Genomic DNA, 23,848 nt, shown 5'->3' with positions numbered 1-23,848 from the left:
TATGACGGGATTTACTATTAAATTGATTGCTATTATTGCGATGTTAATAGATCATGTTGGTGCTTATTTTCAATTAAGTGGAAGTGAGATAATTCCATTTCAATATGCTTTTTTAATGAGAAGTATAGGAAGGCTTGCATTACCTATATTTTCATTTTTCTTAGTTGAAGGATATTTAAAAACAAAAAATTTAAAAAAATATATTGATAGATTACATGTGTTTGCGTTAATAACACAAATTCCATTTGTTTTTTTATTTACTCAAGAAAATTATATGCTCGGAGGACTTGCTTCAAATTATTTTACATTTTCATACAAGTTTGAATATTTAATTTTTATTGCATTTATAATTTTTGCATATTGGAAATATATATGTGATGAAAAATTTAAGACTTCATTATTTTTAATTTTATTTGCTTATTTAATAGTTCCATTAAAATTAGAATATAATGGATATGTGCTACTTTCTGCAGATAATTTAAATATTATGTATGAATTGGGGATTTCTCTGATATTCATGAGATTGATAATAGTTATTGAAAAATACATGGAATATAAAAAATATAAAAAATTAATTATTCCAGTGATTGCACTAATTGTTAGTGTGTATTTTATGGGAACAGTAGCAAATTATAATTATAATGCTATTATGCTTATTATGTTTATATTTTTACTTAGAAATGACAAAGTTAGACAGCTTGTACTTATTGCTGTTTGGGCAATTTTTACATATTATGCAAATGTTCAACTTGCAGTATTTGCTGTGTTATCAGTTTTATTTATATATTTATATAATCAAAAAAGAGGATTATCAGTTAAATATTTATTTTATATAATATATCCGCTACATATAGTGTTTATATCTTTATTTAAAATTTTAATAAAATAAGTTCATGGCCCCAGCGAAAGACAAAAAGATAGAAAAGCTGATGCCAAATTTAATGAAAATGAAGCAATGTGGCCCCTGCAAAATAAGGAAAAGGGAAAAAGTATGGGCTGGATTTTTTAAAAAAATTGAGATATATCTCTAGCTAAATAAAGAAAACAAGATATGATGGGGTCAGAAAATAAAAAAATAAAGAAAAATAGCCCCAGCAAAAGAGAGAAGTAAACAAAAGCTGGGGCTACTATGAAAAAATCTATATAAAAATATCCCTAGCTAAATAAAGAAAACAAGATATGATGGGGTCAGAAAATAAAAAAATAAAGAAAAATAGCCCCAGCAAAAGAGAGAAGTAAACAAAAGCTGGGGCTATTATGAAAAAATCTATATAAAAATAGCCCTAGCTAAATAAAGAAAACAAGATATGATAGGGTCAGAAAATAAAAAAGTAAGGAAAAATAGCCCTAGCAAAAGAGAGAAGTAAACAAAAGCTGGGGCTACTATGAAAAAATCTATATAAAAATATTCCTAGCTAAATAAAGAAAACAAGATATGATGGGGGCAGAAAATAAAAAAGTAAAGAAAAATAGCCCCAACAAAATAGGGAAATGTAAAAAAGCAGGGGTTAAATTTAGAAAAATAAAAGATTTGCTTATACCACCTCCGCAGACCTAAGGGCGAGGACTAGTGACATAAGTAAATCTTTTATTTTTACTAAACATAATTAAAAACTTATGGTATTATAATATATATTAAAAGTTACAGGAGATGAATAATGGTTGAAAGATATAACCCAAATGCAATTGAAAAAAAATGGCAAAAGATTTGGGAAGAAGAAAAAACATTTAAGACAGTAATGGATAAGAGCAAAGAAAAATTTTATGCTTTAGTAGAATTTCCATATCCATCGGGAGCTGGACTTCATGTAGGACATCCAAGATCATATACTGCATTAGATGTCGTTTCCAGAAAAAGAAGAATGCAGGATCAAGTGGTGCTATATCCAATGGGATTTGATGCCTTTGGATTGCCTACAGAAAATTTTGCGATAAAAAATAAAATACATCCAAGAATAGTTACAGAACAAAATATCGAAAATTTTACAAAACAATTAAAATCTATCGGATTTTCGTTTGATTGGGATAGAGTTATAGATACCACTCAACCTGATTATTATAAGTGGACTCAATGGATTTTTATTCAAATGTTTAAAAAAGGTTTGGCGTATAAAAAAGAATATCCAATAAATTGGTGTCCAAATGATAAAGTAGGTTTATCAAATGAAGAAGTAGTTAATGGACATTGTGAGAGATGTGGAGCTAAAGTTGAACATAGAGTAAGAAATCAATGGATGCTGAAGATAACAGAATATGCAGACAGATTAATTGATGATTTGGATTTGGTGGATTATTTGCCACATATCAAGCAACAGCAAATTAATTGGATTGGAAGATCAAAAGGAGCAGAAATTAATTTTTCTATAAAAAATCACGATGAAAAATTAACTGTTTATACAACCAGACCGGATACTATTTATGGAAGCACATATATGGTCATTGCTCCTGAACATAAGATTATTGATATATTAAAAGATGAAATTGAAAACTACGATGAAGTTTTGAAATATAAAGATTTAGCAAATAAAAAATCGGATTTTGAACGTGGAGAAATGAATAAAGATAAAACAGGTGTTGAATTGAAAGGGGTTAAAGCTATAAATCCTTTAACAAATGAAGAAATACCTGTATGGATTTCAGATTATGTAATGGTTACATATGGTACAGGAGCGATTATGGCAGTGCCTGCTCATGACACACGTGATTATGAGTTTGCTAAAAAATTCAATCTTCCAATAGTTGAAGTTGTAAGTGGTGGAAATGTTGAAAATGAAGCATATACAGATACACAAACAGGAACTATGATTAATTCAGGTATTTTAGATGGATTAGAAGTAAAAGATGCTAAAGAAAAAATTATAAAATACATTGAAGAAAATGGTTTAGGTGAAAAGAAAACTAATTTTAAATTGAGAGATTGGGTATTTTCAAGACAAAGATATTGGGGAGAACCGATTCCAATGGTATATTGTGAAGAACATGGTTGGAACCCTATAGATGAAAAAGAATTACCATTATTGCTTCCGGAAGTTGAAAATTATGAACCAACAGATGATGGTTCATCTCCATTATCAACAATACCGGAATTTGTAAATACAACATGCCCAATTTGTGGTGGACCAGCACATAGAGAAACTGATACAATGCCACAATGGGCAGGGTCATCATGGTATTATTTGAGATATATGGATCCAAATAATCAAGATGCTTTAGTAGGTAAAGATGAAGTTGAATATTTTTCACCAATTGATTGGTACAATGGTGGTAATGAACATACAACACTCCACTTATTGTATTCAAGATTTTGGCATAAATTCTTATATGATATAGGAGTAGTACCCACAAAAGAACCATACATGAAAAGAACTTCTCATGGTATGATTTTAGGTGAAAATAATGAAAAAATGTCAAAATCAAGAGGTAATGTTGTAAATCCAGATGATATTGTAGAAAACTATGGAGCAGATACTCTTAGAACTTATGAGATGTTTATTTCTGAATTTGATAAATCAGTTCCATGGTCAGATGAATCTTTAGTAGGAGTTAGAAAATATCTTGATAGAGTGTGGAGATTGCAGGATATTTTAGTTAAGGGAAATGAATATTCGTCAGATATGGAAGTGTTAATTAATCAAACAATCAAAAAAGTCACAGACGACTATGAATCAATGAAATTTAATACAGCAATTTCACAATTGATGATATTACTAAATTCATTTACTAAAAAAGGACAAATTAATAAAAAAGAACTTGAAACATATTTAATTTTATTAAATCCTTGTGCACCTCATTTAACTGAAGAAATTTGGCAAATACTTGGCCATAAAACACAAATGGCTAATGCTAATATTTGGCCGACATTTGATGAAAGTAAGTTAACAAGTGATATGGTAGAAATTCCGGTACAAGTAAATGGTAAAGTTAGAGGTAAAATAGAAGTTTCTAAAGATGCAAGTAAAGAAGAAATTATAGAAAAATCTCAACAAGAAGAAAACGTAAAAGCATTTTTAGCAGGAAAAAATGTAAGAAAAGTTATATTTGTGCCAGGAAAGATATTAAATATTGTTGCAAATTAAGATATTTAGAGAATTAGAGAATGAAATTTCTAATTCTCTTTCATTTTTTATTTAAATATATGTATTGATTGATAATAGTATAAAATGATCTATTGCAAAATAACTTTTTTATTTATCTTGCAACAGTACTTTTCCTAATATGCATATAAGGTTAAAAATAGATAATTTGTTTTTTATTTTTGAAATAATTCTATATGTAAAATTTTAAAAAAATTATGCATTTATATTAAATAAATATTGAATTTTACACAATTTTATAACAAATAAATATTCCTTTTTCCTTTACAATGGGGGGCATTATTTGATATATTTATATATAGATTATGAAGAATGGAGGGAAATATGAATTTGACCACTAAAAGCGAATATGGATTAAGAGCATTAGCATATTTAAGGGATAAATATGATAAAGGTCCGGTTAATATTTCTGAAATTTCTACACAATTAAATTTAAGTAAAACATATATAGAGCAGATATTTAGAAAACTGAAAAAAGCCAATATTATTGAAAGTTATAGAGGAAAAGAAGGTGGGTATAAATTAAAAAGTGACCCTTCTAAAATAAATGTAGGGCATGTAATAAGAATATTAGAAGGCAACATTGAGCTTTCACATAGATGTAATGATGAGAAGTGCTTATTGCAGGGTTGTGCTTCCAGACAAGTTTTTTCTAAAATAGATAATGCTGTATCTAATGTAATTGATCATTTAACATTGGATCAAATATAAAAATAGAGGGTATAATGAAAAAATTAAATTTTAACCAATTGAGAAAAGAATTTTTAGATTTTTATGAATCTAAACAACACATAAGGCTAAAGAGTTATTCTTTAATTCCAAATAAGGATAAAAGTTTATTATTGATAAATGCCGGAATGGCTCCACTTAAAGAATACTTTATGGGAACGAAAAAGTTTTCTAAAAATAGAGCGACATCTTCTCAAAAATGTATTAGAACAGGTGATATTGACAATGTTGGGAAAACACATAGACATGCTACATTTTTTGAAATGTTAGGTAACTTTTCATTTGGAGATTATTTTAAGAGAGAAGCTATAAACTGGGCTTGGGAGTTTTTGACAAAAGTTATTGAACTTGATCCGGAAAAATTATCAGTTACAGTTTATTTAGATGATGATGAAGCATATGAAATTTGGAATAAAGAAATTGGACTTTCTGAAGATAAAATTTCAAGATTAGGAAAAGAAGATAATTTTTGGGAAATTGAAGAAGGTCCATGTGGCCCATGTTCTGAAATAATGTATGATAGAGGTGAAGAATATGAAGGCGACGATAGATATTTAGAAATTTGGAACTTAGTATTTACACAATTTAATAAGACCTCAAACGGTGAATATTTACCACTAGATCATCCAAATATTGATACAGGTATGGGGTTAGAAAGACTTGCATTGATAGTTGAAAATGCAGCTAATATATTTGAACTTGATACATTTAGACCATTGTTAAAAGCAATCGAAGAATTATCAGGTAAAAAATATGGTGAAAGTGAAAAGATTAATGAGTCATTTAGAGTTATTATGGATCATTCAAAGGCAATGTCATTTTTAATATATGATGGAGTTATTCCTTCAAATGAAGGAAGAGGTTATGTTTTAAGAAGATTAATCAGAAGAGCATATCGTCATGGTAAACATTTAGGCATAAATGGACACTTTTTAGAAAAGTTAATCAAAATTGTTATGGAAATATATTCTCCGGAATATCCAGAATTACTTGAAGATAAAGACAGAGTATTTAAGATTGTTAATAGAGAAGAATCAAAATTTCAAGAAACAATTGATCAAGGCTTAGAAATATTAAATAATATGTTAGATCAATTAGAGTTAAGACAAGAAAAAATATTATCAGGAATTGATGCATTTAAACTTTATGATACATATGGATTTCCTGTCGATTTAACTGAAGAAATTGCTAAAGAAAGAAATATTGAAATAGATAGAGATGGTTTTTCAAAGGAAATGGAAGCTCAGAAAGAAAAATCTAGATCAGGTAAGAGTTTTGAAGGTGGTTGGGAAGACGACAAAATTGAAATTTCAGGATATCAAGCAACAAAATTTATTGGATATGAAAATATTGAATCAAACTCAAAAATTATTGGTATCGAAAATTCAGAATTAAAGTCTATTTCAGAAGGACAAAAGGCAATTGTTATTTTGGATATAACACCATTTTATGGAGAAGGTGGTGGACAAATTGGTGATAGAGGGTATTTAGAAAGTGAAAATGGTATATTAAAAGTTTTAGATACTAAAAAAACTGCTGATAATATTTATTATCACTTTGTTGAATGTGAAACTGGGGAGTTTAATGTTGGCGATGAAGTAGTAGCTAAAATTGATGTTAATAGAAGAAATTCAATTGTGAAAAATCATTCTGCAACACACTTATTAAATAAAGCTTTAAAGACAGTTTTAGGAAACCACATTAATCAAGCCGGTTCATTAGTTACAGATGAACGACTAAGATTTGACTTTACACATTTTGAAGCAATAAGTGAAGAAGATTTAAGTGAAATAGAAAGATTAGTAAATGAATCAATATTTTCAAATTATCCTGTTAAAATAGTCGAAACTACACTTGAAAAATCTCAAGAACTTGGAGCAATCGGATTATTTGAAGATAAGTATAAAGATATAGTTAGAGTTGTAAGTATGGGAGATTACTCAGTTGAACTATGTGGTGGTACTCATGTTAGAAATACTTCTGAAGTTATGATGTTTAAGATTATTTCTGAGTCAGGTATTGCCGCAGGGATTAGAAGAATAGAGGCTATTACAGGTTTATCTGTTTATAGATATCTAAATGATTTGAAAATGAAGGAAGAAAATATTTCTAAATTACTTAAAACACAAAAAGATGGTATTGAATCTAAAATTAACAGTATGATTGCAGAAGAAAAATCCTTAAAAGAAAAAATTGATCAATTTAAGTCATTACAAGAAAATTCATTAATTAATGAAATTTCCTCGGAAATAAAAGAATTTGAAGGATTGAAATTATTAGTGAAAAAATTGAAAGAAGTTGATAGTCAATCACTAAAAAATATCTCTGATAAACTTCAAAATAATGAAAAAAATTTAGTTGTATTATTAGCAAGTGTATTTAGCGATAAAATATTATTTATTTCGTCTGTATCAAAAAATTTAATAAAGAATAATATTAAAGCTGGAGATATTGTAAGAAGTGTAGCACAAGCCACAGGTGGAAATGGTGGCGGAAGACCGGATTTTGCTCAAGCTGGGGGTAAGGATATTAATAAATTAGATGAAGCACTGTCAAAAGTAGAAGAATTTGTTAAGGAAAAATTTAATTAGGAGATTTTATGACAAATAAATTTGAAGAAACAATGAAATTTAAATTGGAAGTTAATAAAGAAGATAAAACTGTTGAAATATTAAAAAAGGTATATGTTTCTTTAAAAGATAAAGGATATGATCCGGCAAATCAAATAATAGGATATATTTTATCTGGAGATCCAACATATATTACAAGTTATAATGATGCTAGAAAAATTATAAAACAAATTGATAGAAATGAATTACTGGAAAATATTTTAAATTTTTATTTTGAAAAAAATGATATTAATAAATAAAATATGGGTAGAATTTTCTGCCCATTTTTGTGGTTAATATAATGAGGAACTATGAAAAGATATATTGGACTTGATTTAGGTACTAAAACAATAGGGGTTGCCATTTCCGATCCCTTATTGATATTTGCTAATGGATTGGTAACAATAAAGAGAAAAGATATCGATAGTGATATTCAAGAAATTAAAAAAATTATAAATGATAATGAGGTAACTAAAATAATAATTGGTATGCCTTATAATATGGATGGTTCAAAAGGACCATCAGCTCAAAGAGTAATGAGCTTTGTAGATTTACTAAAAAAAGAAATTGACAATGAGATTATTTATGTTGATGAGAGACTAACAACAGTTTCGGCAGAAAGAGTTTTAATTGAAAATAAAGTAAGAAGGGAAAAAAGAAAGGATCATGTAGATAAGATTGCAGCGACATTTATTTTACAATCTTATTTAGATGCAAGGTAATTATGGAAAATAAAGAATATATTGAAATTAGTGATGGAGAACAAACTCTTAATTTATTAATTGTTGATACATTTGGAGTAGATGAAAAGGATTATGCTGCTTTATTAGATGAAAAAACTGATGAATTATATTTGTTTGAAATCAAAATAGAAAATGAAGAGGTTACATTTAAGACAATAGAAAACGAAAAAGAATTAGAAGAAATCCTTGCAATTTATCATGATCTTTTAGAATCGGAAGATGAAGAAATTGAAGAATAGGATAGATAAAATGAATAAATATTATAGAAAAAAAAGAAAATCGAGTATTAAAATTATTCCACTTGGTGGGGTTGGAGAAATTGGGAAAAATATGACTGCATTGGAGTATAAAAATCAAATTTTTATAGTTGATGCGGGACTTACATTTCCTGATGAAACAATGCCGGGAATTGATATTGTAATACCGGATTTCACATATTTAGAACAAAATAAACATAAAATTAAAGGGTTGTTTGTAACCCATGGACATGAAGATCATATAGGTGCTGTACCATATTTATTAAAAAAGATAAATATGCGAGTATATGCAACACCTCTAACGCTTGGATTGATAGAAGCTAAATTGGAAGAACACGGATTAAATAAATCCGTATTAAAAACGGTAAAACAAGGTCAAACAATAAGGATTAGTGATGTAGATGTTGAATTTATTGCAGTTACACATTCAATTCCTGATTCGTGTGCATTAGCATTTCACACAGATATAGGAATCGTATTTTTTACAGGAGATTTTAAGGTTGATTTCACACCTATTGACGGAGTTAAAATGGATCTGCAAAGACTTGGTGAGTTAGGAAAACAAGGCGTTTTATGTATGTTTGGAGAGAGTACAAACATTGAAAGACCGGGATCGACTTTAAGTGAATTAACTATAAGAGAAACATTTAAAAAAGTATTTGCGGATTCAAAAGGTAGGATTTTGGTTGCAACTTTCGCATCAAATCTTCATAGGGTACAACAGGTATTGGATGCTACTGAATTTAATAATAAAAAATTATTTGTATCAGGAAGATCAATGCTTAGAAATGTTAAGATAGCAATTGAACTTGGATATTTAAAAGTAAAAAAAGATACTATTCAAGATATGAATAAGATAAATAAATTTAAGCCTGAAGAAATTGTAGTTTTGACAACTGGAAGTCAAGGTGAACAAATGGCTGCTCTTACAAGAATGGCAAGAGAAGAGCATAGTAAATTAAAATTAACTGAAAAAGATACTGTTGTAATATCTGCAACGCCAATACCGGGAAATGATGCAGCTATGGGCTCGGTAATAAATAACTTAACAAAATTAGGTGTAAATGTTGTTTACTCAAAACTTGCAGATGTTCATGTTTCGGGGCATGCATCCAGAGAAGAATTAAAATTAATGTTGGCATTAATACAACCAAAATATTTTATCCCTGCTCATGGTGAAATTAGACACCAAGTTATGCATAAAAATCTGGCTATTTCAATGGGTGTTAAAGAAGAAAATGTATTTATTACAGAAGTAGGAGATGTTGTTGAAATAGGACTACATGGAGCACAAATGAAAGAAAAAGTTCCGGCAGGTAAAGTTTTAGTTGATGGACTTGGTATTGGTGATGTAGGAAATGTAGTTTTAAGAGATAGGATAAAATTAGCAGAAGATGGTATTATTAATGTGGCGATGTCGTTTGATAAAAACACAGGTAATATTATTGGAAAACCACAGATGAATACAAGGGGATTTGTATACGTAAAAGATTCAAAGAACTTAATGGAAGGCACATATAAAATTTTAGAAAATGCTAAAAATGAAATAAATGCAAAGAGAATTTCTGATACAAATCAAATGAAGTATTTGATAAATGAAAAATTAAGAGTATTTTTCTATACTGAGCTAAAGAGAAATCCGATGATTATGACAATGATATTAGAAATATAGAAATGAGAATATAATGAGAAATAAAAATCTTTTGTATAAAAAAATTAATAAGGTTTTATGGATTTTATTCGGAACACTTATTATGGCTTTTGGAACATTTTTGTTTAATGTTCCGTCAAATATTGCAGCCGGAGGAGTTACAGGTTTTTCACAGGTTATAAAGCATTTATATCCTGCAATAAATATTGGTTTTATTATGGGGGTTCTTAATTTACTGTTGTTTGTTTTAGGTTCATATTTTTTAGGTAAAGAATTTGGGATTTTTACAGTTATAGGAGCAGGTTCATATACAATATTTATGGGGATTTTAGATTTTTTATTTACAGTTAAAGAACCTATATTAAAAGATACATTAGCTAATTTAGCCCTTGGTGCTATATCAATAGGGATAGGTTTGTCATTTGTATTTAGACAAAATGCTTCAACAGGAGGGACGGATGTTTTAGCTAAAATAATTGAAAAATATTCTGAATTTAGTGTAAGCAAGGGAATGTTAATAGTTGATACATCTATAATTGTTTTTGCTGGAACAGTATTTGGATTACAAAGTGGGATTTACTCATTTATTTCACTATATATCACTACTTATGTTTTAGATGTTTTCATTGCAGGATTTAATTCTAAAATTGCAATGACAATTATTTCAAGTCACGTAGATGTAATAAATAATTATGTAATGAATGAAATAAATAGAGGTACTACACTTTATTTGGCAAAAGGTGGTTATACTAAAACAGAAAAAGAAATTTTAGTAACAGTAGTGGATAAAAAACAATATGTAAAAATTAGAAATTTTATAAAAAGTATTGATGATGATGCCTTTGTATATATCAGCAATATAAATGAAGTTTATGGATATGGATTTTCAAGGGAGTTTAATCATGTTGAAGCTAGGGAAGACACAAAAATTAAAGATTAAAAGACTTACATCAGTAGGAGCTTTTTTAGGAAATAATGAACATAACGATGATGACGATGTATTATTACCAAGAAAATATTTAAAAAAAGAAAAGGAAATTGGTGATGAAATAGAGGTTTTTGTATATAAAGATAATAACAATAGACCAATTGCTACGACAAAAAGATCCAAAATTGAATTGGGAAAATTAGCTATATTGCAAGTTGTTGATACAACCAAAATAGGAGCATTTTTAGATTGGGGATTAGATAAGGATCTATTATTGCCTTTTGATGAGCAAAAAGGAACTATAAAAAAACATAGCTATCATCTTGTTGGATTATATATTGACAAGTCGCAAAGATTGACAGCTACTATGAAAGTTGAAGATTTTTTTGAAAAAAATATTGAAATTAATGAAAATGATTGGGTCAATGGACAAATTTATTCTTATGACTCAAACTTCGGGGCATTTATCTTGGTTGAAGGTAAGTATAATGGAATGCTTGCTCAAGAAGAGATACAAGGTGTTCCAAAGGTTGGAGATAATTTACGTTTAAGAGTAAAAAGAATAAAAGATGATGGGAAAATTGATCTAACTACCAACAATAGAGCTCACGTGGAATTAAATAAGGATGCAGATTTTATATACAATACTTTACGAGATAATGGTGGATTTTTAAAAGTAAATGATAAATCGGATCCTAAAATTATCAAAAGAGTATTTAATATGAGTAAATCTCAATTTAAGAAATCTATAGGAAGATTATATAAACATCGAAAAATAATATTTAAAAATGACGGTATAATGATTGTCAAATAGGAGGTAAAATGGAAAATAAAGTATATTATAAAATCGGGGATAAGGAAATAACTCAAAATGAGGTACATGATTTTGTTCATAATTTAGGACAGGAAGGCATGAGATTTCATAATGAAGAGGGATTTAAGCAAATAGCCAAAGAATTATTAAATCAAGAATTATTTTTACTTGACGCAAAAGAAAATAAATTAGATGAAGAAGAAGATTTTAAGAAAGAATTAGAATTTGCAAAAGAACAAATATTAAAACAATATGCTATGAGAAATGTGTTGTCTAAAGCAAAAGTATCTGATGAGGAAGTTGAAAAATTTTATAACGAAAATAAAAATCAATTTAAGGATGTATACACATTTAGAGCATCACATATATTGGTTGATAATGAAGAAGAAGTTAAAAGTATAAGAAAAGAATTAGAAGATGCAGCAAGATTTGCAGAGTTAGCATCAGAAAAATCAATGTGTCCGTCAAAAGAAAGAGGCGGGGATTTAGGAGAGTTTCAAACAGGACAAATGGTTCCGGAATTTGAAAATGCATTATTGGATATGAATGTAGGAGAAATTTCTGAACCTGTCAAGACACAATTTGGATACCATATAATTAAATTGGAAAATAAAGAACTGGTTAAAGAAAATACTTTTGAAAATTATAAAGAAAATTTAAGAAGAAATATTTTATCTCAAAAACAACAAGAATTATATTTAAATAAATCAGAAGAATTAAAGAAAAAATATGATGTAAAGGAAATGTAATTATGCAAAGATTATTGAATTCAAGTGCATATGATGTGTTTAAAAATTTTGAAAAAATAAGTAAAATTCCTAGATGTTCTCATGATGAAGAGGCAATATCAAAATTTATTTATGATTTCGGCAAAAATCTTGGGTTAGAAACTATAAGGGATCAACATGGTAATGTTATTATCGTTAAACCGGCTTCAAAAGGATATGAAGATAAAGAAACTGTAATTTTACAAGGTCATATGGACATGGTTTGTGAAAAGTCAGATTCATCGACACATGATTTTACATGTGATCCAATTGAATTAATCGTTGAAGAAGATTTTATTCATGCTAATAATACAACATTAGGAGCTGATGATGGTATTGCTGTAGCGATGATGATGGCAATTCTTGAAAATGATTCTTTGAAGCATCCTAAACTTGAGGCTTTATTTACAACAACTGAAGAAACGGGAATGGATGGAGCGATAGGATTATCTGAAAATGTATTGACAGGAAAAAATTTAATTAATATTGATAATGAAGAAGATAAAATTATTATTGTTGGTTGTGCCGGCGGAATAAATGCTTATTTGGAAAAGAGAATTTCTAAAAACACCAAGAAATTACAAAATTTTGAATTAAAAGTGAGTGGTTTGCAAGGTGGACATTCTGGAATAATGATTAATGAAAATAGACTAAATGCTATTAAGATATTAGATGAAATATTATTAAAATTATCAAATGATATTGATTATTTTTTATATTCAATAAATGGGGGGACAAAGCATAATGCAATTCCTTCAAGTGCATCAGTAATAATCGGTATTTATGAAAATGATAAAAATTTATTGTCTGAAAAATTGGAAGAAATATTTAATGATTTAAGACCAAATTTACTTAAAGATGAAAAAGATTTACAATTTACATTAAATGAAATTGAGGCTGGCAATTTATATATTAATTGTGAGGAAAAGAAAGAAATACTTAATATACTAAATGAGTTTCCTCATGGAGTAAATACTTTAGATGAAGATTTAAATATTGTTAAATCTTCAAACAATTTAGCAATTTTAAAAACGGAAGATGATATTGTAAAAATTCAAACATCTATAAGAAGTTCTGATTCCAGTGATTTAGATTATTTAAAAAATAAAGTTAGAGAAATAGCTGAAAAATATAATTTTGATGTTAAATTTTCTGAAGGTTATCCAATGTGGAAACCAAATTTTGATTATGTATTATTAAATCATGCTAAAGAAATTTACAAGGAATTAAGAAATGAATATCCTGAAGTAGCAGTTATTCATGCCGGACTAGAAACAGGAATTTTAAGTCAAAAATATCCCGATATAAATATGATAAGTATCGGACCTGATATTTTCGGTGCTCATACACCGGTGGAAAGGCTTTCCATCAGCTCTACAGAGTTTTCATTTAATTTTGTGAAAAACATTTTAAAAAGCTTGTAATTTTTATGAAAATTAGGTATATTTAAATAAACAAGGAGGTATCTATGACAGACAAACTTGATTATGAAAACGAAAATCTAGATGATGAACATTTAGATGAAGAAGAAGATTTTAAGGAAGTAATATTGACACTTGATGATGATACGGAACTTAAATGTTTAGTAATTGCACAATATGATGTTAATAAACAAGATTATATTGCATTGCTTCCAATTGAAGATGATGAACCGGGTGAAATTTTATTATATAGAGCAACTTATGGTGAAGATGAAACATTTGATGTATCTTTAATCGAAGATGAAGAAGAGTTTCAAGTTGCAGCTGATGCTTATTATAACTATATCGAAGAAGAAGAAATAGATGTAGATAGTATTGATTATCATGAGCATCACCACCATCATAAAGAAGAACATGAATGTAAATGTGGACACCACCATCATGAAGAAGAACATAAATGTAATTGCGAACATAAACACGAGTAGTAATATTAGCAAATTAACAAATTTAAGGAAGGTTTTATATGGTTAAATTAGTTTTAGGAAAATCAGGTAGTGGAAAAACAAAATATCTAATAGATAATGCAAATGAGGAAAAGTCAAGAGGAAATGGTAATATTGTTTTTATAGATACAGATGATTCACATATTTTTTCTTTAGATTATGCTGTTAGATTGATAAATGCAAAAAAATATGGTATAGATAATATTGAATCATTATATGGGTTTATTGCAGGTATAGTTTCAAGAGATTATGATATTGAAAAGGTATATTTGGATGGGTTATATCAAATAGTGGAGTTCACACCTGAAAATACTAAAGTATTTGTTGAAAAATTAAATAAATTGACAGAAGAATCTGATTTGGAAATACTTTTAGGTTTAGATTTTGAAGATGAATCTGAATTTAAGGATTTAGAAGTAGAAGTTCAGGTATTGTAGTGTATTTGTCTGAAAAAGATAAATTAAATGAATTTATTAAATTAAGAAATAAATATATTGATTTATTAAATGAAAGTAAAATTAATAAATCAGAATTTAATCATAAGAATAATGAAATATTTTCAAAAATTAATCTAAGGCCGTTTACGGTCTTAGATTCTTTTAATAAAGCTTTATATAATTATAATTATTATAATACTAAAGCAAAATTAGCATTAGAAGAATTTAAGATGTATCGTATGGCGAAAAATTTGAAAAAAGCTAAATTATCAGAAAATGCAAAGTTAAATAATTATTATCTAAAGGATCAAGCCATTTTAGCTATGGTTGAATTAGAAGATAGTTCTAAAATAGAGGCTTATTATGTAAGTATGCATTCAAAAAATTTAAAAGATCAAATTTTTGAAATTTATTTTAAGGATAGAGAAAAGGTAATATTACACACTAAAAATGAAAATGTAAAAAATTTGCTAATTTCAAAGAAATGTTTTTCTTATGAAATTAGACAATCATTAATAGATAGTTATATAAATAGATGAAAAATGAGCTGCTCCAAAAGTTCGTCTTAATTGAAACTTTTGGAGCAGCTCATGGTGTTATTTAGCTAATATGATATCTTTTATCTGATCAAAGGCTAAATTTTTTCTAATCTTATGTGTGCCGTAAATAATATTTTTTTTAGATTTTTCTAGGTATTTTGTAAAATTATCCTTATCCTTAATTATTTTATATTCAAATAATATTTCAGATAGTTGTTTATAATTGATACCTTTAGGTATGGTTACTTCTATTTCTGAATTATCTTCTTTTTTTAAATTATCTTCCTTTATAATATTCGATGCTTTTGATTCAATGTTAACTAAATTGTTAAAATTAAAGTACAAAACAAAACTTATTCCTAATATAATAATTAAAGCAAAAATAAGGTCTGAAAAATTATAAAAGAAATCTTTAATGTATTTCATATTTACCTCTTTTAATTTTCTTATGCTATAATAATATCATAATGAGGTAAAAAAATAAAATGAGACATATAAAAATTGATATAAATGATGATAATCAAACATTAATAAAGTTTTTGAATAAGTATTTTTCAGAAGCACCTAATTCATTAATATATAAGTGGCTGAGAACTAAAAAAATAAAAGTAAATAAGAAAAAATCGGAGCCAAGTACATTGATTTTTAAGGATGATATAATTGATATATATATTTATGATGAAGAAATTGAAAAATGGAAAAAGGATAAAATTTCAGTAAGAAATAAGTTAAATTTAGACATTGCATTTGAAAATGAGGATATAATTATTATTGATAAACCACAAAATGTTCTAGTTCATGCTGCATCTAAAGCAGATTATGGAAAAAATGTAGTAGATTATATTGTGGATTTATTAATTGAACGTAAAGAGTATATACCAAGATTAGAACCTACATTTAGACCATCAGTTGTAAATAGAATTGATAGAAATACAATGGGATTAGTTATTGGTTGTAAAAATAGAAAAACTTTATTAGAATTAAATAATTCAATAGAAAAAAATGTTCATAAGTATTATCTTGCAATAGTGCATGGGAAAATTTCTAAAAAATTAGAAATTAAAAATAAATTAGAAAAAAATGAAAAAAATTATGTTAGCGTATCTAAAAATGGAAAAGATTCTGTTACAATTATAAATCCATTACAGTATAACGACTTGTATAGTTTGATAGAAATAAAATTGTTAACAGGAAGGACGCATCAAATTAGAACTACGCTCGCAAACATTGGTCATCCTGTAATTGGAGATAGAAGATATGGGCTAAAAGATAACAGTAAATTATATAAAGATCAACAGCTTGTAGCCTATAAATTAAAGTTTGATAATAAAATTACTATAGATAGTTTGAAAAATTTAATAATTGAAAGTAAGTATAAAAAACTTATTTATGATTTATATAGAAAATTGATTTAGGAGGAATATTTTGAATAAAGTATTATTGGTTGAGGATGAAGTTGCAATAAGAAAATTTACAAAAATTAATGTTCAAAAAGCAGGATTTGAAGTTTATGAAGCTGGTAGCGGAGAAGAAGGTATAGAAATGGCATTAGATATAAAGCCTGATGTTGTAATATTAGATGTAATGCTTCCCGGAATGAATGGATTTGAAGTTTGCAGTGTTTTGAGAAATGAAATGCCGGATTTAGGGATTATAATGTTGACAGCAAAATCTCAAGATGTTGATAGAATTTTAGGATTAGAACAAGGTTCAGATGACTACATGACAAAGCCATTTAATCCACAAGAACTAGTTTTAAGGATAAAGTCTTTAGTTAGAAGAATTAATTTAATTTCAGAAGAAGAACATAAAGATGATAATCTTTCATATGGACCATTTAAAATTGATTCATATTCAAAAAAATTTACTAAAAATGGCCAAATTATAGAATTAACACCAACAGAGTTATCGTTAATGAAAATATTTTTAACAAATAAGGATAAGGCTTTTACTCGTGAGGAATTAATGGATTTAGCATGGGGAAATGAAAATAAAGCAGATACAAAAATAATAGATGTTAATATTAGACGAATCAGAGCGAAAATTGAAGATAGTCCGGCAAATCCTAAGTATTTGCATACTGTTTGGGGTGTAGGATATAGATGGGGAAATTGAAATTATTATTAAATCAAATTAAATATAATTTAAAATTTAGAATAATATTCTTTTATATGATAGTATTTGTTATATTTATTTCAATATTTGAAATTTTTACATATATATCACTAAAAGATTATTATTTTAGTAATATTAAATCTAATATGCTGGCTCAAGCAAAATATAGTATCGAATTATATGATTCATCAATATCAGAGTATTCTTTATCAGAAGTTGTATTAAATGAAAGATTTGAATTTTTGAATAATATTCAAGGACAAGTCCAAATTTTAGATAATACAGGCGTTTTGTATTATGATAATACGGGTTCTTCAGATATAGGTAAAAATATAATTAAGGTAAGTAATTTAATAGAAACTAAAGAAAATTATAGATTTGATCATAGTGATAATTTAATTTCATTAATTTATCCCATTAAATCTAATAATATACAAATAGGAATATTGAGAATTATAAGTGCTACAAATAATTTATATAGAGAAATAACATTAAAAATGATAATTTTTGTTATTTTTGGTTTATTTTCCATTTTAATCGGCTTGCTTGTATTGTACTATTTTGCTAAGAAATTTTTAGTCCCTATAAACAAATTAACAAATTTAGCAAATAAATTGTCTGACGGTCAATATAGTGAAAAATCCAATATGGATTATCATGGAGAAATTGGTGAGCTGGCACGTACGATGGATGAGTTAAGTGAAAATATTATAAAAAAGGAAGAAATTAAAACTGATTTTATATCGTCAATTTCTCACGAGCTGCGTACCCCTTTAACTTCCATTAAAGGATGGGCAATGACGCTTCAAGATAGGGACATTGACGAAGAAACTGTAGAAGATGGATTAAAAATTATTGAGAAAGAAGCAGATAGATTATCTGCAATGGTAGAAGATTTACTAGATTTTTCAAGATTTACTTCTCCTAGATTTACTTTATCAAAATCTCATTTTGATATAGTTCCTGTTGTTAAAAATATTGTAAATCAATTAAAACCTAGAAGTTTGGAAAAAAAAATTAATCTTATTTATGATTATTCTGATCAAAATATAATGATAGTAGCTGATGAAAATAGGCTAAAACAAGTATTTATTAATTTGATTGATAATGCTATAAAATTTACACTTGAAAATGGCTCGGTAGTAATAACTATTAAACAAGATATACAAACAGAGATGCTTATTTGTGAAGTTGTAGATACAGGAATCGGTATAAACGAAGATGAAATTAATCTTGTAACTACAAAATTTTATAAAGGAACGTCTGAGGGATCGCACACCGGACTTGGTTTATCAATTGTTGAAGAAATAATTTTACAACACAAAGGCACGCTTGAAATAAAAAGTAAAATAAATGAAGGTACGACAATTCATTTTGAAATTCCAATTGGAGGTAAAGATGAAGAAATTTAAGATTTTTCTATTTATTATTTTTACAATTTTATTAACCTCTTGTTCAAGTTCAAATATTGATATAAGTAAGAATTTAACTTCAATTGAAAAACCGGATAACAAATTGGATATTACTGGAAAATGGAAATTATTAGAAACCATTGATATTTCTACAGGTAAAAATACTGATGAAGTTGGCAATGCTACTACCCTGTTTATTTCAAAAAAAATATTTGATTTTAATGACACCTATATATTAGAACCGAACATTACTTCAAGATATGTAAATTATCTTACTTATTTGAATAATAAAATTTCAAAAGTTCCGGAAAAATTATTAATCAAAAAAGATACGACTGTAGTTTATAAAATCTTTAATAATATATCATATTCACAAGAGTTTACCAAAATATCTGATACAAAAATAATAACTATTGATTTAGGTAAAGTTTATATTTATGAAAAAGAAAAAAATTTAAGCAAAAAAGAAATAGAAAATAAATATAATGAAATAAAGTCAATAACAGACGGAAAACAAATAATTAAAAATCCAAGATTTGGATTATCGATTGCTTTTAGAAATAAAAAGTCAGATAAAAATGGGAAAATAGACTATGATTATTACACATATTATATAAAAAAAGACGATAAGGATGAAAAAGCAAATATACTAAAAGTTGAAAATATTGTAATACCAAAATCTTCAGGATTATGGACTGTTTCAAGTGTTTTTAATAGAAATGCCGAAACTGATTATGGAAAATATACGTTATCAGCTAATTCAACATTTTTAGATGAAGATTTAAAGAAAAATGTGATAACTGACAGTTTTTATAAAAGAATTGATTATGTAAATAAGGATTATATTGCTGTTACAAATTTTAATTATCAAGGAAATACAGTTTCGGAAAATTATAATATTTATAACATAAATAATATATCTACTAATCAACCTCTAGATATAAATAAGATTGCAGGTATCCAAGGTAATAACATTTATCTTTCAAAATATAAAGAATATTTTAATATTTTAAGTGAAAGACAAGATCTGAAAAATCTAGATTTTAAGCCTAACACAAGTAATATTGGTATTATTAGAAGTAGTAATAATTGGAAATTTATATCCGGTATTGATCAAGTAATTGATAATGATAAAGGCTCAAGATTATTTAGGCAATTTAACCTGGACATTACTCCTGTTGTTAATATAGGTCAAAGTGATTCGACATCATTTTCATGGAGGGAAATAATCTCTAGAAAGCCGGGCTCCATAGATGCTGTAGTGTCACCGGATAAAACTTATATTTTGATTCAAACAGAAAATTCAATAGAATTGTATCCAATATTTTTTAACTATATAGGAAATAATCCGCTATTTATAATACAAAACACGAAAAATTATGAACTTGTTATGAGTCAATGGGCAACAGATGAAAATATTAACGGATTGTACAATGAGTATAATAAATTAAGAAAAATTAATAGTTATACTATATATCCAAAGACACCTACAAATTAAATATTAGAATATGTATGTTTATGGTTTTCTTGTATCATGAATGATAATATCATAACAAAATACGCTAATTGACAAAATAATTAAAATTTGATATTATTTCCCGTGCATATGACAAAAAAATATAAGTTTTAAATAGTGCATTTTTATTTAAGATTAAAAAGTTGTTAATGATGATTATTTATCATTTTTATAATGCGACTATTTAAAACTTATTTAAATATAAATACAATATATACAATATAGTAGGAGAATTAATGATTAAAAAAAGAAAAAATAAGATATTAAAATATTCCATAAGACGATTATCGATAGGGGTAGTGTCTGTAGTTGTTGGAGCATTTGCTATATTTGGAGCTTCAACATTTGAAAATTCAAAAAGCTATGGAGTTGTTTATGCGAATAGTTATAGTGATATGGAAATTACAATAACACCAAATAATAAAGATTATAATATTGTATTATATTCAAAAGGATTTTTAGGAAATTATAGCTTGAAAAATGTAATATTAAGTATTATTGAGGATAATTTTAGTATAAATTTACAGCGAAATAGTGAAAATAAAAATATTTATAATGGAAATATAAGTAAAAATTATTTTGGAAAACATTTCAATGTTGAATTAATAGGTCATAATAATAAAAAAACAATATATATAACAAATGATGGAGCTTTAACTGAAAAATTATTTAGAGAGCATTTGGAATTAAAGGCAGAAGTAGAGGCAGCAAAGAAAAAGGCAGAAGCAGAAGCGAAGAAAAAAGAAGAAGCCGAAGAAGCAAAGAAAAAGGCAGAAGAGGCAAAGAAAAAAGCAGAAGAGGCAAAGAAAAAAGCAGAAGAGGCAAAGAAAAAAGCAGAAGCAGAAGCAGCAAAGAAAAAAGCAGAAGAAGCAAAGAAGGCTGAAGAGGCAAAGAAAAAAGCAGAAGTAGCAAAGAAGGCTGAAGAAGCAGGAAAACAAGATTTAAGATTTGATTCTGTATCAGATAAAGTATTTTTAGGAAAAAATGCTAAAACATTAGTAGTTAAGATAAATGCTCCTTTGAGTTCATTTGCGTCAGTTAAAGTTGATGGAAATGAATTAAAAATAGATGAAGATTACACATTAAAGTCAGGAAGTACAATTATCACTTTAACAAAGAAATATTTAGCAAGTTTATCATCGGGTAAGCATAATTAGCAAATTAGATTTAATAAAAATTATTTAACAAAATCCGGTACATTGTCAACAAGTTTCGTTGTAGATAATTCAAATATAAAAAATACTGATTCAAATCGCAAAATAAAGGATTCTGAAAATAAGAGAAAAAATCCAAATACAAGCGATGCAGGTGTATTATTTAGTTCAGCAACATTATTATCATCATTAGGTGCATTATTTGTACTAAAAAACAAAATAAGAAAAAATAATTAAAATTTAAGGAGAGAATTGGATAATAAACAATTCTCTTTTATTTTTATGTGAAAAAACAATTTTGGGAAAGTTATGTACTTGTATACATTTTAGAGTTATCAGATAAAACTTATATATTAATAAAAATAAAAAATTAATGGTGTGTTATATCTTATTTTGTTATTTAAATATAGGATATAACGCATATATAGTATGTTTAAGTTTTTGTTTTGTCATGGAATGAAAATATCATAACAAAATAGGCTATTTGACAAAATAATAAAAATTTGATATTATCTCTAGTGCATATGACAAATATAAAAATTTTAAATATTGCATTTTTATTCAAAATTTAGATTTGCATATAATAATTATTTATGACTAATTTAAATGCAACTATTTAAGATTTGCTCAAATATAAATATAATACATTAGGAGAATTGATGAATAATAGAAAAAATAGGGTGTTAAAATATTCTATAAGAAGATTATCTATAGGAGTAGTATCTGTAATTGTTGGGGCATTTGCTATATTTGGAGCTTCAACATTTGAAAATTCAAAAAGCTATGGAGTTGTTTATGCGGATGATATTGTTCCTGAAAAATATAAGAATAATAAAGTAAGTGTGGTTGATCAAGATGTAACGCTGTTGCTAGATGGTTTTTCAAAATATTTAAATGAGATAAATCGCATTCATGAAGTAAATATAATGTTTGAAAGTGATGGTTATAATAAAATAAAAATGGAGAAATATGAAGGAAATGGTAAAGCTTATAAGGCTAAAATAGATAAAAAATATTTTGATAAGAAAGGTAAATTTAAAATTGAAATAAAAGAAAATGAAATATATATATACTTTAGTACGGATAAAGGTATACTATTGAAAGATATTAATCAAAATTTAATTCAAGTAGAATCTCCTGCCGAAGAAGCAGAGGAAGCAAAGAAAGCAGAGGAAGCAAGAAAAGCCGAAGAAGCAAGAAAAGCCGAAGAAGCAAGAAAAGCTGAAGAGGCAAGAAAAGCTGAAGAGGCAAGAAAAGCTGAAGAAGCAAAAAAGAAAGCAGAAGCGGAGGCAGCAAAGAAAAAAGCCGAAGAAGCAAAAAAAGCCGAAGAAGCAAAGAAAAAGGCAGAAGCAGAAGCAAAGAAGGCTGAATTAGAAAAGAAACAAAAAGAAGAAAGAAATCAATTAAAACCTGGAATTAAAAAAGGTTGGTCGCAAGTATCTGATAAATGGTATTTTGTAAAAGATAATGGCGAATTAGCTAGATCAGAATGGTTATATGACAATAATTACTCATCATGGTATTATTTCAACAATAATGGAGATATGGCGTCAAATGAATGGATAAAACACACAGACAATGAGTGGTATTACTTATTCAAAAATGGTAAGATGGCAAAAAATGAGTGGTTTTATGATAATAATTACTCATCATGGTATTACTTCAACAATAATGGGGGCATGGCATCAAACAAATGGATAAAAGATACAAATAGCAAATGGTATTATCTATTAGGAAATGGAAAGATGGCAAAATCATATTGGTTATATGACAATGGCTATTCATCATGGTATTACTTCAATAATAGTGGAGATATGGCTACAAATAAATGGGTAAAAGATACAAATAGTAAATGGTACTATTTATTAGGAAATGGTAAGATGGCTAAATCAACAACAATTAATGGTTGGTACGTAAATGCTAACGGTGTTTGGGAAAAATAAATACGTTAATAATAAAAATGTTGCTATACCAATAACTGATGTACAATCATTCAAAAAATTGAAAGTTCCCTTTTCAAATACCCATAGGGCACAAGTAGTGTTGGTGAAGAATTAAAGTAAGACTTTAAGAGAATTAAAAGGTAAAATTTTTAATGGTTATGTAAATAATTTTGTGTATCAGTCTATTACTGATTAAGATATATTGATATTTTTGAA

Annotated in this window: 24 protein-coding genes; 23 read left to right on the top strand and 1 reads right to left on the bottom strand. The window is 27.0% G+C overall.

The features are described from left to right. Nucleotide 1: 1 nt before the first annotated feature. From ABGF45_RS04660 to ABGF45_RS04585, 16 genes are all read left to right on the top strand, one after another. Nucleotides 2-889 carry a TraX family protein gene (locus ABGF45_RS04660; RefSeq protein ID WP_134744406.1) on the top strand — a complete coding sequence of 296 codons (888 nt, stop codon included), beginning with the start codon at nt 2-4 and terminating at the stop codon, nt 887-889. Nucleotides 890-1,435: 546 nt separating this feature from the next. Beyond that, a complete protein-coding gene (locus ABGF45_RS04655; protein WP_280633973.1) occupies nt 1,436-1,558 on the top strand; it encodes a hypothetical protein in 123 nt (40 codons plus the stop codon). Nucleotides 1,559-1,658: 100 nt separating this feature from the next. After that, nucleotides 1,659-4,076, top strand: a complete 2,418-nt coding sequence (leuS, locus tag ABGF45_RS04650; protein WP_134744405.1) for a leucine--tRNA ligase — start codon at nt 1,659-1,661, stop codon at nt 4,074-4,076. 342 nt (nt 4,077-4,418) lie between these two features. Next, nucleotides 4,419-4,805, top strand: coding sequence for an Rrf2 family transcriptional regulator (locus tag ABGF45_RS04645; protein WP_167554104.1), 387 nt, complete (start codon nt 4,419-4,421; stop codon nt 4,803-4,805). Between the two features lie 14 nt (nt 4,806-4,819). Continuing rightward, nucleotides 4,820-7,414 (top strand): alanine--tRNA ligase, encoded by a 2,595-nt coding sequence (gene alaS, locus ABGF45_RS04640; RefSeq protein ID WP_134744404.1) that lies wholly within the window; start codon nt 4,820-4,822, stop codon nt 7,412-7,414. A gap of 8 nt (nt 7,415-7,422) precedes the next feature. Continuing rightward, on the top strand, nt 7,423-7,692 hold the full coding sequence (locus tag ABGF45_RS04635) for an IreB family regulatory phosphoprotein (protein WP_134711574.1): 270 nt from the start codon (nt 7,423-7,425) through the stop codon (nt 7,690-7,692). Nucleotides 7,693-7,743: 51 nt separating this feature from the next. Beyond that, nucleotides 7,744-8,154 (top strand): Holliday junction resolvase RuvX, encoded by a 411-nt coding sequence (gene ruvX, locus ABGF45_RS04630; RefSeq protein WP_134711575.1) that lies wholly within the window; start codon nt 7,744-7,746, stop codon nt 8,152-8,154. A 2-nt stretch (nt 8,155-8,156) separates the two neighbouring features. Then, complete coding sequence (locus ABGF45_RS04625) at nt 8,157-8,414, top strand: DUF1292 domain-containing protein (protein ID WP_134744403.1); 258 nt, start codon at nt 8,157-8,159, stop codon at nt 8,412-8,414. Between the two features lie 10 nt (nt 8,415-8,424). Next, the gene (locus ABGF45_RS04620) at nt 8,425-10,104 is read left to right on the top strand and encodes a ribonuclease J (protein WP_134711577.1); all 1,680 of its coding nucleotides are present in this window, start codon (nt 8,425-8,427) and stop codon (nt 10,102-10,104) included. Nucleotides 10,105-10,117: 13 nt separating this feature from the next. Next, nucleotides 10,118-11,023 carry a YitT family protein gene (locus ABGF45_RS04615; protein ID WP_134744402.1) on the top strand — a complete coding sequence of 302 codons (906 nt, stop codon included), beginning with the start codon at nt 10,118-10,120 and terminating at the stop codon, nt 11,021-11,023. Continuing rightward, on the top strand, nt 10,986-11,825 hold the full coding sequence (locus tag ABGF45_RS04610) for a S1 RNA-binding domain-containing protein (RefSeq protein WP_134711579.1): 840 nt from the start codon (nt 10,986-10,988) through the stop codon (nt 11,823-11,825). The genes ABGF45_RS04615 and ABGF45_RS04610 overlap by 38 nt, the downstream gene beginning before the upstream one ends. Nucleotides 11,826-11,833: 8 nt before the next feature. After that, nucleotides 11,834-12,574, top strand: a complete 741-nt coding sequence (locus ABGF45_RS04605; protein WP_134711580.1) for a peptidylprolyl isomerase — start codon at nt 11,834-11,836, stop codon at nt 12,572-12,574. Between the two features lie 2 nt (nt 12,575-12,576). Continuing rightward, a complete protein-coding gene (locus tag ABGF45_RS04600) occupies nt 12,577-14,016 on the top strand; it encodes an aminoacyl-histidine dipeptidase (protein WP_134711581.1) in 1,440 nt (479 codons plus the stop codon). A 44-nt stretch (nt 14,017-14,060) separates the two neighbouring features. Then, nucleotides 14,061-14,498 (top strand): DUF1292 domain-containing protein, encoded by a 438-nt coding sequence (locus ABGF45_RS04595; RefSeq protein ID WP_134744401.1) that lies wholly within the window; start codon nt 14,061-14,063, stop codon nt 14,496-14,498. A 38-nt stretch (nt 14,499-14,536) separates the two neighbouring features. After that, nucleotides 14,537-14,953, top strand: a complete 417-nt coding sequence (locus ABGF45_RS04590) for a hypothetical protein (RefSeq protein ID WP_134711583.1) — start codon at nt 14,537-14,539, stop codon at nt 14,951-14,953. 5 nt (nt 14,954-14,958) lie between these two features. After that, on the top strand, nt 14,959-15,492 hold the full coding sequence (locus tag ABGF45_RS04585; RefSeq protein ID WP_134711584.1) for a DUF6648 family protein: 534 nt from the start codon (nt 14,959-14,961) through the stop codon (nt 15,490-15,492). Nucleotides 15,493-15,549: 57 nt separating this feature from the next. On the opposite strand, the gene ABGF45_RS04580 is transcribed toward ABGF45_RS04585, so the two are convergent. Further along, entirely contained in the window at nt 15,550-15,918 is a 369-nt protein-coding gene (locus ABGF45_RS04580) for a hypothetical protein (protein ID WP_134744400.1), read from the bottom strand. A 59-nt stretch (nt 15,919-15,977) separates the two neighbouring features. Here ABGF45_RS04580 and ABGF45_RS04575 point away from each other — a divergent pair, with 59 nt between their 5' ends. From ABGF45_RS04575 to ABGF45_RS04545, 7 genes are all read left to right on the top strand, one after another. Beyond that, complete coding sequence (locus tag ABGF45_RS04575) at nt 15,978-16,907, top strand: RluA family pseudouridine synthase (RefSeq protein WP_134744399.1); 930 nt, start codon at nt 15,978-15,980, stop codon at nt 16,905-16,907. A gap of 7 nt (nt 16,908-16,914) precedes the next feature. Beyond that, nucleotides 16,915-17,607 carry a response regulator transcription factor gene (locus tag ABGF45_RS04570; RefSeq protein ID WP_134711587.1) on the top strand — a complete coding sequence of 231 codons (693 nt, stop codon included), beginning with the start codon at nt 16,915-16,917 and terminating at the stop codon, nt 17,605-17,607. Further along, a complete protein-coding gene (locus tag ABGF45_RS04565; RefSeq protein ID WP_134744398.1) occupies nt 17,595-19,019 on the top strand; it encodes a cell wall metabolism sensor histidine kinase WalK in 1,425 nt (474 codons plus the stop codon). Before ABGF45_RS04570 ends, ABGF45_RS04565 begins: the two co-directional genes overlap by 13 nt. Further along, a complete protein-coding gene (locus tag ABGF45_RS04560) occupies nt 19,006-20,517 on the top strand; it encodes a hypothetical protein (RefSeq protein WP_134744397.1) in 1,512 nt (503 codons plus the stop codon). The genes ABGF45_RS04565 and ABGF45_RS04560 overlap by 14 nt, the downstream gene beginning before the upstream one ends. Nucleotides 20,518-20,771: 254 nt before the next feature. Next, nucleotides 20,772-21,692, top strand: a complete 921-nt coding sequence (locus ABGF45_RS04555; protein ID WP_134744396.1) for a YSIRK-type signal peptide-containing protein — start codon at nt 20,772-20,774, stop codon at nt 21,690-21,692. A gap of 42 nt (nt 21,693-21,734) precedes the next feature. Then, nucleotides 21,735-21,926: a hypothetical protein gene (locus ABGF45_RS04550; protein ID WP_134744395.1), complete on the top strand. Its 192-nt coding sequence runs from the start codon at nt 21,735-21,737 to the stop codon at nt 21,924-21,926. 422 nt (nt 21,927-22,348) lie between these two features. Further along, nucleotides 22,349-23,632 carry a YSIRK-type signal peptide-containing protein gene (locus ABGF45_RS04545; RefSeq protein WP_134744394.1) on the top strand — a complete coding sequence of 428 codons (1,284 nt, stop codon included), beginning with the start codon at nt 22,349-22,351 and terminating at the stop codon, nt 23,630-23,632. Nucleotides 23,633-23,848: the final 216 nt, after the last annotated feature.

It is taken from the genome of Helcococcus sp. KG196 (genome assembly GCF_046035495.1).
GTDB classification, from domain to species: domain Bacteria; phylum Bacillota; class Clostridia; order Tissierellales; family Peptoniphilaceae; genus Helcococcus; species Helcococcus ovis.
Note: the sequence above shows the minus strand (reverse complement) of the source record. Positions and strands in the feature narration are given on the sequence as shown.

Excerpts from the sequence above, each read along its gene's own strand:
- ABGF45_RS04545 (WP_134744394.1), top strand. The coding sequence starts at position 22,349 with ATGAATAATAGAAAAAATAGGGTGTTAAAATATTCTATAAGAAGATTA.
- ABGF45_RS04565 (WP_134744398.1), top strand. The coding sequence starts at position 17,595 with ATGGGGAAATTGAAATTATTATTAAATCAAATTAAATATAATTTAAAA.
- ABGF45_RS04620 (WP_134711577.1), top strand. The coding sequence starts at position 8,425 with ATGAATAAATATTATAGAAAAAAAAGAAAATCGAGTATTAAAATTATT.
- ABGF45_RS04635 (WP_134711574.1), top strand. The coding sequence starts at position 7,423 with ATGACAAATAAATTTGAAGAAACAATGAAATTTAAATTGGAAGTTAAT.
- leuS (WP_134744405.1), top strand. The coding sequence starts at position 1,659 with ATGGTTGAAAGATATAACCCAAATGCAATTGAAAAAAAATGGCAAAAG.
- ABGF45_RS04590 (WP_134711583.1), top strand. The coding sequence starts at position 14,537 with ATGGTTAAATTAGTTTTAGGAAAATCAGGTAGTGGAAAAACAAAATAT.
- ABGF45_RS04655 (WP_280633973.1), top strand. The coding sequence starts at position 1,436 with ATGATGGGGGCAGAAAATAAAAAAGTAAAGAAAAATAGCCCCAACAAA.
- ABGF45_RS04660 (WP_134744406.1), top strand. The coding sequence starts at position 2 with ATGACGGGATTTACTATTAAATTGATTGCTATTATTGCGATGTTAATA.
- ABGF45_RS04560 (WP_134744397.1), top strand. The coding sequence starts at position 19,006 with ATGAAGAAATTTAAGATTTTTCTATTTATTATTTTTACAATTTTATTA.
- ABGF45_RS04610 (WP_134711579.1), top strand. The coding sequence starts at position 10,986 with ATGTTGAAGCTAGGGAAGACACAAAAATTAAAGATTAAAAGACTTACA.
- ABGF45_RS04645 (WP_167554104.1), top strand. The coding sequence starts at position 4,419 with ATGAATTTGACCACTAAAAGCGAATATGGATTAAGAGCATTAGCATAT.
- ABGF45_RS04555 (WP_134744396.1), top strand. The coding sequence starts at position 20,772 with ATGATTAAAAAAAGAAAAAATAAGATATTAAAATATTCCATAAGACGA.
- ABGF45_RS04580 (WP_134744400.1), bottom strand. The coding sequence starts at position 15,918 with ATGAAATACATTAAAGATTTCTTTTATAATTTTTCAGACCTTATTTTT.
- ABGF45_RS04625 (WP_134744403.1), top strand. The coding sequence starts at position 8,157 with ATGGAAAATAAAGAATATATTGAAATTAGTGATGGAGAACAAACTCTT.
- alaS (WP_134744404.1), top strand. The coding sequence starts at position 4,820 with ATGAAAAAATTAAATTTTAACCAATTGAGAAAAGAATTTTTAGATTTT.
- ABGF45_RS04575 (WP_134744399.1), top strand. The coding sequence starts at position 15,978 with ATGAGACATATAAAAATTGATATAAATGATGATAATCAAACATTAATA.
- ABGF45_RS04595 (WP_134744401.1), top strand. The coding sequence starts at position 14,061 with ATGACAGACAAACTTGATTATGAAAACGAAAATCTAGATGATGAACAT.
- ruvX (WP_134711575.1), top strand. The coding sequence starts at position 7,744 with ATGAAAAGATATATTGGACTTGATTTAGGTACTAAAACAATAGGGGTT.
- ABGF45_RS04605 (WP_134711580.1), top strand. The coding sequence starts at position 11,834 with ATGGAAAATAAAGTATATTATAAAATCGGGGATAAGGAAATAACTCAA.
- ABGF45_RS04600 (WP_134711581.1), top strand. The coding sequence starts at position 12,577 with ATGCAAAGATTATTGAATTCAAGTGCATATGATGTGTTTAAAAATTTT.
- ABGF45_RS04615 (WP_134744402.1), top strand. The coding sequence starts at position 10,118 with ATGAGAAATAAAAATCTTTTGTATAAAAAAATTAATAAGGTTTTATGG.